The following is an 11,856-nucleotide window of genomic DNA, read 5'->3' as shown; positions in this document are numbered from 1 at the left end:
TTAATACCACCTCCTAAGGCCATGTAACTACTTTATCTATTAAACCTTGAATTGATAATTCATGCAAAAGTTCTGCTTTGTTTTCGATACTTAAGTTAGAGACATCTAGTATCACATTTTCATCTTCGCTTAGAGATTTATTAATTGATCTCATAGCGCTCGAAAGTTTGTAACACTCCCTTTTTAGGCGGATAATTTGAATTAAAGGACTTGACATCCCAAGCTTGCCCTTTTGCATCTATAAATTCTGCTTTTCCAGATGGATCTCTAGTTATAGGTCCATCTAATTTTTTCATTTCCTCAAGTTCTAACCCAACCCTTGCCTCATGTTTTCCTTTTTCAATATCAATCTGCCTTGTGGAACCTGCATGAGCTGGATCATGTGCCAAATCGTCAATCTCAGATTGTGTTCTTTTGCCAATAAAATTCTCAGCTTCGTCAAATTGGTGAACAATTCTATCATCTGTCTGACCTTTACCCGTTCCCTAAGTAGTAATCTTAAACTCGACTAAAAGAGAGGTGATAACTGTTTTACCAATTACCACCATTATATCATCCGGCTTTTAGTTCCGTTAGAGGACTCAATGCTCTGTATTCTGTTTTGTTCTTCATCATGCTGTAGATGATGTTCACAAGCCTTCTCATTACGCATATAAGGGCTTGTTTCTTGGTTTTCCCTTCTGCTAGCTTCCGTTGATAGAACTTGTAGAACAAGGGATTACGCTGTCTCTTGTTCTTCCCTTTGGCTACTTGTATTTGTTGTACGGCTAGGTTGTGGAAGATGCTATTCAGAACATTACCTTGACCACTTGCTTGGTCTTTGCCCTTGCCGCCCGAACTAAAGCGTATCGGTGCGATTCCTGCGAAACGGGCTAGCTTATCTGCATTTGAGAAGCGATAAATGTTTCCGATTTCAGGGACCAGTTCCGCTGCTGTAACGATGTTGATTCCGTCCATCGACTCGAGTTTGTAGTCGGTTTGGGCTACTTACTATAGTTGTCGTGCTATGTATCTTGAAAGTTGTGATTCTGTCTACCTCTTCCTCACTATCGCTACAGGGTAATCTACAGTTGCGAGTAAATTTGAAAAAAACGCAAGAAAGCGAACATAACAAAAAACAGGTCAATCATGGTGGTATCTGACCATAATCGACCTGTTATATGTAACGCTTTAGCATTAATTAGGTTATACTAATCAAGCATTACGTGCGTACAAAGGAAATCAAGAAATTCTTGTAGCGGTATTACATGAGTTAAGTGTGCTATTGGTTGAATGATGAGTTCATTCGGCACTGGGTAGCCCCCACATGATTATGTTCGTAGCAACCACCTATACAACACTACAATTAATCAGCTTTCAAACCTAAGATGTATTCTACTCTTGATTTAGTAGAATCGCTTGTTTCCCTGATTGTGTATTCACTTTTATTATTAATTAATTGTTTACAGATTTGAATGTCTTGTAACAGCTTATCAATGTCATATTTATCTATATGCTCTTCAAAGTTAGTGATTTTCAGATAACTCTCTAGTTTAGAATATATAAAATCAGCAATTTCTTTATATTTCAAACTCTCTATTGTAATAGAAACAAAATATAATGTTTTAGTAAACAAACTATCGTTTACTATTCTCCAATCCTCTTCCAAAGTTTTTGCTGAAACCTGCGCCACATTTAAACCTTCTTCTTCAATATATTCTTCAAAGTCTAAAACTATAGATGATTTTATTGATTCATAACTTGTCATGTTCATATCATCAGTCCTTATTTCATATTTTTAGAGTAGACATTTAACTCAATATTTGGGAACTTACGTCTAAATTCCATAATTAAATTGGAACAACTTTGACATGCATCTAGTTCTGTAAACAAATCTATTCGCCCTTTAACATTAGGGTCTTTTATTTGAGAAGCAATATCTTCAAGAATCTTTGCCTCCGTGTCATTAAATCTTGGAAATTCATCATCAACATAGGTTTCCAATGACTTATCAACTTTGGAAGAACTAAAATCTCCAACATTACTACCAACGCTATCAGAGGAATGAATCTGACTGTGTGCTTGAAATTCTTTTTTAATATCAGGAATGCTTACATCTGCCACTGCGACATTCCCACTACTTAACTTTCTTAGTTTTCTATCAAGTTTATCTCTCTGTGTTTTTGAGAGATTTTTGTATTCGTCGGAATTCCCTATTTTTTCTATTTCTCTGTTAATATCTCCTCTAACATTTTGAGTCTTCTCATATAAGCTATCTATTGTCCGATTAGGTAATTTATTTTTACCCGTCCCCTCAATCTTACCACCTTTCACATCCCCTAACCCATTCATCTCATTTATATAATGCTCCTGCACAAATGTTTTGGGCAGTGGATTCGAATCCATGGGGATCTTTCCTACACTGAAAGGCACACCTTCTGGCGTGCTTAAAAATGGCTTGAATTTCGGGAGTTCAGCCAAGTGACCGGAATTCTGAAGGACTTTATTAAGGTCTTTTACGCCTTCCATCGCTTTAGTGGCAAAATCTTGTACCCCATCGGCCACTTTTCCTACCTTTGTACCCTTAGTCACAGATAGCCCCGGTACCAATACAGAAGCAGCTGCACCCAGCATGGAAGCCTTTTCCTCCGGCGTTCCCTCATTAAAGTTATGATACATCTTCTTCGCTGCTTCTGCCAATACTTCTGGATGTTGCATGAGATAAGATGCTGTATCTGCCATTTCCTGTGTCGTCTTCTCCGGGTCTATGACAAAATGGAATGTAAACGTCACCGTATCCACAACACCCATAACGGTTTCCTCGATAAGAGATCCTACAAATGCCCGCGTAACCGCATCCGCTTGTACCACTTTTTTCCGCCATTCTGTCATTCCGTAGGTTGATTCCAACCACAAATAATATGCCGATAACGAATTGGTCTCGTTAGGTTTTAATACATGCGCATTAAAATAGTTGAGTGTTATCTCATTTTCATTGTTATATGCGGTAATCGGTGTCCCATCTGGAAGCTCCATCGGCGGAATATTCAGTCGTTCCCCTACGAGTTGGCGCTTAGCCCAGGCTCCCTGATCTCCTGGTTCCATCGCCATTCGGAGCATCAGCAGATACGATTCATTCTGAACTAATGGTACGCTGCTGGTAGTAATTGACGGATCATAATCACACGCCTTAACCGCTGGTTTCTTGAAATACCCACTTAGATCCTTACCTGCTTTGTAATGGACGTCGTCTATGCCTAGATATTTCAGATTTTGGCGTGCGTCTTCCGCCAGCTTATGCATTGCGTCCATTTGGGTCTCGTTTCCAAACGCTTGATATACTTTATAAGCAGTCTGCGCTTTTGCAATTTGATCCCGTGCCTGGTAGATATCCTTCAGCTTGCTATGGGCTGCAATAGAGTCGATCGTTCCCAGTCCGGAATTCTTAACCGTTGTTTGGAGTTTCTGCACCAAAGGATCGCTATTCAACTCATCCCGTCCCATTAAAGAAGCAATCGAGGTGATCAGTTTCGTGACCATCTTCTGGGCATACGTTGGGATCGGAAACTGCCCACTTGCACTGCCTCCCCCAAGTTTTCCGAACATCCCTCCAAGAGTACCAAATTGCTGAAAAAGTTGATTAGCCTGCCTCTTGTTCTCATCCTGTGCGCCTTGAACACCTTTTACTACAAGACGAATAATATCTTCAAGCTTTTCAGCTTCTACCGTCAGTTCATTGATAAGCGTCTGAGCTCGTATCAAATCTGAACCTAGCGGAATACCACCCCAGTTATTGGTCTGACCTCTCAGCTGCAAGTACAGCCGGTTGGTATCTTGGCTTACCAGTCTCATTTTTGTCTGCAGGCGTTCGACTTCATCTTCTTTAAATACCATTTTGTCCAATGCCATTTATGACCTCCAGTTCTTACACTTAGACCATCCAATGCACTACTTTCTTCGACCCCACAGGTCTTTATGTACTACTTCATCTTTAAAAACTTAAGTATTTGGAGCGCACACCTATATATCGGCTTAACTTCCCATTATTTTACTTTAAATCCTTTCTTTAAATTTTTTTAATTCTAATTACTGCTATAAGAATAAGTAGACAGCACAAAAACAGGTTGATTATAGTGGTATCTGACCATAATCAACCTGCTAGACGTAACGCTATTGCATTATTTAAGTTATAAAATTCAAGAGTTGATGAGCGTACAAACGAAATAATGAAATCTTTATATGGGTATTACATAGGTTAAGTGTGTTACTGGTTGAATGATAGGTTTATTCGGCACTGGGTAGCCCCCACCAAATCTACAAATCTTCTCATCATGATTCCAGATGGAAGTCAGGACTTTAATAGAAAGATGTTTAGACATGACATATTTATAATTTCCGCCCATATTTTGAGTCTGTCAAAGTGAGATTGGTTCTACAGCTATTTATCTTGACTATTAACATAGTTTTCTACAAACTGTCTATTCTTCTCTTTTTCAGGAAGCAAACCTAAATAACGGTACTCAAAAATCATTTGTCTTTGAGTTGGGGTTACTTTTGAAGCTATTATATCTTCATAATCGTAATGAATCTTTAACTTACCAGGATACTTCAAGGTTAAGGTTAAATTTGTCCATGCCTCTTGGTCGTTATCAATAAATATTTGTCTTAACCCTTTAAATTTTGTTTGTAATTCTAATAATAAGTTATCGTAAGTTTTTTCACTCACGCTATATTTTTCTGGAATATCATGAGAGTATATAAAATCCTCATTCTCAGAAGTATTGAAATAAAAGAATACCTCTCTAGAGCCATCCAGTATTTCGGCATACAAGTAAATCTCGTTCCATCTGTCATCAGGTATCATACCTATAACATGCTCTGCTATCAAGGGATAAAGTTGCTCCATCTGTTGCTCCATAATTCCACTAACCTCCAATTTGATTCTCTATTGTAATTTTTTTTGTCCTACCACCATCTATCGAGTACTCCACTGTAAAACTATCAGGTCTAGCAGCATTACTAGTGTATTGGGGGGTTATCTTTACTTTTACGTTTTCTTTTCTTTCTAACGCTGATGCCCATTCTTGTTCCATCTGATGCCATTTCCCACCGGCTTCATTAATTTGGGAATTCATTGGAACTAAGTTATCAATGTCCCCAGAACCTTTAAATTGACTACCTATTAAATGACCACCATCATCTCTCTCTGGATAATCACCTCGGATTCTGTCTGTTTCTCCCACATTACTTTGAGCGTATTTATTTCTTGTTCCTTTGCCTAGTTGTAAGTCAGCCTCGACACTATCAATACGACCAAATTCATTTGTCTCATAAGTATATCCTTCTGGTGTTGTGTACTTTGCATTCGGTTTTAGTGTTTTTTTGTTACCGACTTTATCAATTTGTGTTCCATAAGGAACTTCAATCTTACCACCTTTCACATCCCCTAACCCATTCATCTCATTTATATAATGCTCCTGCACAAATGTTTTGGGCAGTGGATTCGAATCCATGGGGATCTTTCCTACACTGAAAGGCACACCTTCTGGCGTGCTTAAAAATGGTTTGAATCTCGGGAGTTCAGCCAAGTGACCGGAATTCTGAAGGACTTTATTAAGGTCTTTCACGCCTTCCATCGCTTTAGTGGCAAAATCTTGTACCCCATCGGCCACTTTTCCTACCTTTATACCCTTAGTCACAGATAGCCCCGGTACCAATACAGAAGCAGCTGCACCCAGCATGGAAGCCTTTTCCTCCGGCGTTCCTTCATTAAAGTTATGATACATCTTCTTCGCTGCTTCTGCCAATACTTCTGGATGTTGCATGATATAAGATGCTGTATCTGCCATTTCCTGTGTCGTCTTCTCCGGGTCTATGACAAAATGGAATGTAAACGTCACTGTATCCACTACACCCATAACGGTTTCCTCGATAAGAGATCCTACAAATGCCCGCGTAACCGCATCCGCTTGTACCACTTTTTTCCGCCATTCTGTCATTCCGTAGGTTGATTCCAACCACAAATAATATGCCGATAACGAATTGGTTTCGTTAGGTTTTAATACATGCGCATTAAAATAGTTGAGTGTTATCTCATTCTTATTGTTATATGCGGTAATCGGTGTCCCATCTGGAAGCTCCATCGGCGGAATATTCAGTCGTTCCCCTACGAGTTGACGCTTAGCCCAGGCTCCCTGATCTCCTGGTTCCATCGCCATTCGGAGCATCAGCAGATACGATTCATTCTGAACTAATGGTACGCTGCTGGTAGTAATTGACGGATCATAATCACACGCCTTAACCGCTGGTTTCTTGAAATACCCACTTAGATCCTTACCTGCTTTGTAATGGACTTCGTCTATACCTAGATATTTCAGCTTTTGGCGTGCGTCTTCCGCCAGCTTATGCATTGCGTCCATTTGGGTCTTGTTTTCAAACGCTTGATAGACTTTATATGCGGTCTGCGCTTTTGCAATTTGATCCCGTGCCTGGTAGATATCCTTCAGCTTGCTATGGGCTGCAATAGAGTCGATCGTTCCCAGTCCGGAATTCTTAACCGTTGTTTGGAGTTTCTGCACCAAAGGATCGCTATTCAACTCATCCCGTCCCATTAAAGCAGCAATCGAGGTGATCAGTTTCGTGACCATCTTCTGGGCATACGTTGGGATCGGAAACTGTCCATTTGCACTGCCTCCCCCAAGTTTTCCGAACATCCCTCCAAGAGTACCAAGCTGCTGAAAAAGTTGATTAGCCTGCCTCTTATTCTCATCCTGTGCACCTTGAACTCCTTTTATTGCAAGACGAATAATATCTTCAAGCTTTTCAGCTTCTACCGTCAGTTCATTGATAAGCGTCTGAGCTCGTATCAAATCTGAACCCAGCGGAATACCACCCCAGTTATTGGTCTGACCTCTCAGCTGCAAGTACAGCCGGTTGGTATCTTGGCTTACCTGTCTGATTTTTGTCTGCAGGCGTTCGACTTCATCTTCTTTAAATACCATTTTGTCCAATGCCATTTATGACCTCCAGTTCTTACACTTAGACCATCCAATGCACTACTTTCTTCGACCCCTCAGGTCTTTATGTACTACTTCATCTTTAAAAACTTAAGTATTTGGAGCACACACCTATATATCGGCTTAACTTCCCATTATTTTACTTTAAATCCTTTCTTTTAATTTTTTTAATTCTAATCACTGCTGTAAGAATAAGTAGATAGCAAAAAAACAGGTTGATTATAGTGGTAGCTCCCTATAATCAACCTGTTCAGTGTAACGCTTTAGCGTTATTTAGGTTATACTTTCCAAGTATTATTGTGCATACAAACGAAATGTCGAAATCTCTATACCTGTATTACATGGATTAAGTATTAACAAGTAAATCAGAATAACTCTCCTCTAATCTACATTTGAGTTCATTCATTTGAGGTAATACTTGTATATATATAAATCTCTGTGATTTTATGGCTATCAGGATCAAGAAACATCGTAACATTAGTAATGTCTTAATTGGGATTCCCTTTTCTAAATATCAAGACTAGATCAACTAACAAACCATCGAGAGGCTTTTCAAAGAAATCTTTTTGTAGTGCATCCCATTCATGATCAATAAAAGTAAACCAATTAGGGGTTTCAAGCTTTCCCTTTAACAATCCAGATAATTTCCATTTCCTTATGCCAATGTGGTGTAGTTAATATACTGCCATCGTTCTCAATACAGCGGTAAGGAAAGGCTTTATCCAGTCGTGGGAATTCCAAATAAATGGCCATCTGATCGTCTCTCTTACTTATTTAGTGGATTTATAATCTCATTTATAGCGGACAAAGGCGAGTTTGGCTATTGAAGCTGTAACGTAAAAAGAGCTATCCAGTACCCAACCAGGGAAGCATGGACAGCAAATTTTAGGGATCGTTAATGATTCAATTTCTCTCATTTCGTAATTGCTCCACCGTCCCGACGAAACTGCTTGGGGGTCAAGCCAGTGTATTTTTTAAATAACTGTGTATAGTAACTTTGGCTGCAAAATTTAAACATCAAAGCGATTTCGGATATAGACTGATTCGTGTGAATGAGGATCGACTGCGATTCCTCAATTCTACGCCGGTTGATAAATTCTGTGAGCGGCATACCCGTTTCACGCTTGAAGCGGTCGGACAAATAACTGGGATGCACACCAACATGCCGGGAGATCAGGCTAAGGTTCAAATCTTGAAACAGATGCTCGCGTATAAAATATACGGATAGATTGACAATATGTGAATAGTGAAGGTTCTCCTTCTGCTGGCGCATCACTGCAATGAATTGCAGGACCATCTCATATTCGTATCGATGAAGTGCCTCAAGCTCTGTCGTAGTCTCCACCGAACGGATGAACGTATCACTCAGCTGAAAAGCGGTCTCAGGGTCAACACCACCCCGGATAATCGCACGTGTAAACAAGGTGCAGGATGCAATCATAGCGTTTTTCTTGGAGCGCAGCGGATATCGGGCTAGCGTAGCAGCTTCCATTGCGTTAATTCTATGCAGTGCTTCCAGTGCCCGGTTCTCGTCACCAAGTCGGATAGCTTCCAAAAGCTCATGTTCATAATCCAGCGGAGGATGGACAAATCCCTCTGACAGATCCACAGAACGTGTGGACCAATATTCCGGCAGTTTATGTTGTCCTTTAAGTTGATCCATACTTGTTAACCTCACCTAAAAATTTTGATAATATCCTAAATAATTTAGTATAATTCTAGCTCTTTCGGACTTAAAATTCAATTCATAACCATCAAGGGAGGAAACATAAGCATGAGCTGGAGCATTGCCAATCAGGGATTGTCGGCAGATACCCTACTGAATTTGGAAAGTATTTTTGCGCTGGGGAATGGATATTTGGGCGTGCGTGGCAATTTTGAAGAAGGGTATTCCGATAAAGAAATCCGCAGTATCCGCGGAACATATTTGAACGCCTTTCACGATGTGATTGACATTCCCTATGGGGAGAAGCTATTCGCCTTTCCAGGTACCCAGCAAAAACTGGTTAATATTATAGATTCCCAAGGGATAAATATTTATATAGGCGAAGATATGGAGCCATTTGCACTTACAGCAGAGAATGTCCTCGCCTATGAGCGTAAACTCCATCTGGACAGGGGATACTCGGAGCGTAAAATCCACTGGAAATCCCCCTCCGGTAAAGAACTCAAGCTGCATTTCCGTAGACTCATTTCTTTCACTACCCGTGAACTCTTTGCCATTCATCTGACTGTTGAGCCTGTCAATTTCACCGGTCCAATCCGGGTTGTCTCTCGTGTAAATGGCGATGTTAGTAACTATACTAACCCGAATGACCCGCGTGTAGCTGCAGGACATTCCAAACGCCTGAGCGTAGTATCTTGCGAAGCTCGGGGTGAATATGTATGCCTGGAGAACGAGACAATGGCTTCGGCCCTGCGGACCTCCTGTGTTACCCGGCATGAATGGGCCGGTGACTGGCAGGTTGAAACTCAGGCTGGAGAAACCGACGCTACAGTGACGGCAACCGCCTCCTTGTCTGGGCCACTATCGCTGACCAAATGGAATGTCTATACCGATACACTACGACATGAACAAAGGCTTGTAGATACCGGTATTCAGGTACAGGAATCATTAAAGCACCTCTCCTTTGAAGACATGCTGGAACAGCAGGAGCATTATTTGGCTGACTTCTGGAAGCGTTCCGATGTAGTCATTGAGAACGACTTGTCGCTTCAGGAGGGCATACGTTTCAACCTTTATCAGCTGCTGCAATCAGCCGGACGCGACGCGCATAGCAACATCTCCGCTAAAGGCTTATCCGGTGAAGGGTACGAAGGCCATTATTTCTGGGACACGGAGATTTATATGTTCCCTGTGTTCCTAATGACTTCGCCTGACTTGGCCCGGCAGCTCCTATTGTACCGGTATTCCAAGCTGGAGGAGGCAAGGGAACGTGCTAAAGAGATGGGCCATGCCCAAGGTGCATTGTTCCCATGGCGGACGATTTCAGGTACGGAATGTTCCTCCTTCTTCCCCTCCGGCACAGCTCAATATCATATCAGCGCCGATGTAGCCTACAGCTATATCCAATACCATCTAGCGGAAGAAGATGACGCCTTCTTGCTCCAATACGGCGCCGAGGTGCTATTTGAGACAGCGCGGCTTTGGATGGAGATCGGTCATTACTACGAAGGCAAGTTTCACATCGATGAAGTGACTGGACCGGACGAGTACACATGTCTTGTGAACAACAACTATTACACCAATGTAATGGCCAAACATAATTTAAAATGGGCGGCACGCAGTTTTGCGCGGCTTCAAGAATATGACGAGGCTGCATTCCAAACTTTGTGTATGCGCCTGCATGTAACTGGACCAGAAGCAGACAGCTGGCTGAAGGCGGCGAATGCCATGCTGCTTCCTTACGACGAGAAGCTGGGCATTAATCCGCAGGATGATACTTTTTTACGCAAAGCGGTCTGGGATTTCGAGAATACACCACCGGAGAAACATCCGCTGTTGCTGCATTACCATCCGCTCACGCTGTACCGTTATCAGGTCTGCAAGCAAGCCGATACTGTACTGGCTCATTACTTGCTGGAAGACGAGCAGTCGCATGAGACCATTCGTAAGTCGTATGATTATTATGAGCAAATCACTACCCATGATTCCTCTTTGTCCTCTTGCATATTCAGCATCATGGCCTCGAAGATCGGGTACAAGGATAAAGCGTATAACTATTTTATAGAGACGGCGCGGCTCGATCTCGACAATACGCACGGAAACACTAAAGACGGATTACATCTCGCCAATATGGGTGGAACGTGGATGGCCATTGTGTACGGTTTTGCCGGAACACGTCTCAAGGAAAATGGCCTGTCGCTCGCTCCGTCCCTACCTGCGGGCTGGCAGAAATATAACTTCCGCCTCACCTTCCGCGGCCGCCTCATTGCTGTAACCATTCGCGAGGAAGGTGTGGAGCTTGAATTGCTAGAGGGTGAAGCCCTTGAGCTTACGCTCTACGGCCAATCGGTAACTCTGGGAAATGAGAAGCCGGTAACTCAGCCGCTGCAAGCCTAATTCATAAGGAGCGAAACACAATGAATGCAACATCTCAAATTCAAGCCGTAATCTTTGATCTAGACGGCGTTATTACCGATACCGCAGAATATCACTATCAGGCTTGGGGCATGATTGCGAAAGAGCTGAGCCTCCCGTTCACCCGAGAGTTCAATGAGAACCTCAAAGGTGTATCGCGAATAGCCTCACTGGAGTTGCTACTTGGACAAGCGGCAACTCCGCACACCTACTCTCCCGAAGAGATGGAGGAGATGGCGACCCGCAAAAATGAGTTTTATCAGCAGCTCATTCAGCAGGTAACCCCGGCCGATGTGTTGCCTGGCATTTCTGAATTGCTCGCCGAGCTGAAGGACCACGGAGTGAAGACTGGCATTGCCTCCGCTAGCAAAAATGCCTTTACAGTTATCCGCCTTCTAGGTATGGAGAATGACTTCGGAGTTATTGTAGATGCAGCCAAGCTTGCCCGCAACAAACCAGACCCGGAAGTGTTCCTGACCGCCGCCGATGCGCTTGATGTAGATCCGCAATTTTGCGTCGGGGTCGAAGACGCAGTCGCCGGGGTAGAAGCGATCAAAGCGGCCGGTATGTTCGCTGTATATATCTCCTTACAGGAGAGCTTGTCCAACGCTGATATGAACTTGAACAACACTGCTGAACTTAACTACTCCGAGCTAAACCAACAATTCGCTAATAAGAATAGAGTAACTAAATAATCGGGTATCCCAGTCTCAATATATGTAAGTCACGAACTAAGCCGGCAAGCTCCTAAGGGAAGCTTGCCGGCTTTTGTTTGAAATA

Annotated in this window: 9 protein-coding genes and 1 pseudogene; 2 read left to right on the top strand and 8 right to left on the bottom strand. The window is 42.3% G+C overall.

Features of this window, described 5'->3' with window-relative positions; all coding sequences use genetic code 11:
- Window positions 1-140: 140 nt before the first annotated feature.
- The 8 genes and pseudogenes from NSS87_RS09195 to NSS87_RS09160 form a co-directional block, all read right to left on the bottom strand.
- Window positions 141-389 (bottom strand): hypothetical protein, encoded by a 249-nt coding sequence (locus NSS87_RS09195; protein WP_339246457.1) that lies wholly within the window; start codon window positions 387-389, stop codon window positions 141-143.
- A gap of 163 nt (window positions 390-552) precedes the next feature.
- Window positions 553-1,014: pseudogene (locus NSS87_RS09190) on the bottom strand (transposase); the annotation flags it as partial.
- Between the two features lie 331 nt (window positions 1,015-1,345).
- On the bottom strand, window positions 1,346-1,753 hold the full coding sequence (locus NSS87_RS09185) for a hypothetical protein (protein WP_076287083.1): 408 nt from the start codon (window positions 1,751-1,753) through the stop codon (window positions 1,346-1,348).
- Window positions 1,754-1,764: 11 nt separating this feature from the next.
- Entirely contained in the window at window positions 1,765-3,888 is a 2,124-nt protein-coding gene (locus tag NSS87_RS09180) for a deaminase domain-containing protein (RefSeq protein WP_339246453.1), read from the bottom strand.
- Between the two features lie 529 nt (window positions 3,889-4,417).
- On the bottom strand, window positions 4,418-4,897 hold the full coding sequence (locus NSS87_RS09175; protein ID WP_339246451.1) for an antitoxin YezG family protein: 480 nt from the start codon (window positions 4,895-4,897) through the stop codon (window positions 4,418-4,420).
- 7 nt (window positions 4,898-4,904) lie between these two features.
- Complete coding sequence (locus tag NSS87_RS09170) at window positions 4,905-6,995, bottom strand: DNA/RNA non-specific endonuclease (protein ID WP_339246449.1); 2,091 nt, start codon at window positions 6,993-6,995, stop codon at window positions 4,905-4,907.
- 615 nt (window positions 6,996-7,610) lie between these two features.
- Window positions 7,611-7,748, bottom strand: coding sequence for an AraC family transcriptional regulator (locus NSS87_RS09165; protein ID WP_076301039.1), 138 nt, complete (start codon window positions 7,746-7,748; stop codon window positions 7,611-7,613).
- Between the two features lie 160 nt (window positions 7,749-7,908).
- On the bottom strand, window positions 7,909-8,658 hold the full coding sequence (locus tag NSS87_RS09160) for an AraC family transcriptional regulator (protein WP_339246442.1): 750 nt from the start codon (window positions 8,656-8,658) through the stop codon (window positions 7,909-7,911).
- 111 nt (window positions 8,659-8,769) lie between these two features.
- Here NSS87_RS09160 and NSS87_RS09155 point away from each other — a divergent pair, with 111 nt between their 5' ends.
- Both NSS87_RS09155 and pgmB read left to right on the top strand, forming a co-directional pair.
- A complete protein-coding gene (locus NSS87_RS09155) occupies window positions 8,770-11,058 on the top strand; it encodes a glycosyl hydrolase family 65 protein (protein ID WP_339246439.1) in 2,289 nt (762 codons plus the stop codon).
- Window positions 11,059-11,078: 20 nt separating this feature from the next.
- A complete protein-coding gene (pgmB, locus tag NSS87_RS09150) occupies window positions 11,079-11,771 on the top strand; it encodes a beta-phosphoglucomutase (protein WP_339246436.1) in 693 nt (230 codons plus the stop codon).
- The last annotated feature ends 85 nt before the right edge of the window (window positions 11,772-11,856 follow it).

Origin of the sequence: Paenibacillus sp. FSL F4-0243 (assembly GCF_037963295.1) — a bacterium.
Taxonomy (GTDB): domain Bacteria; phylum Bacillota; class Bacilli; order Paenibacillales; family Paenibacillaceae; genus Paenibacillus_AQ.
Note: the sequence above shows the minus strand (reverse complement) of the source record. Positions and strands in the feature narration are given on the sequence as shown.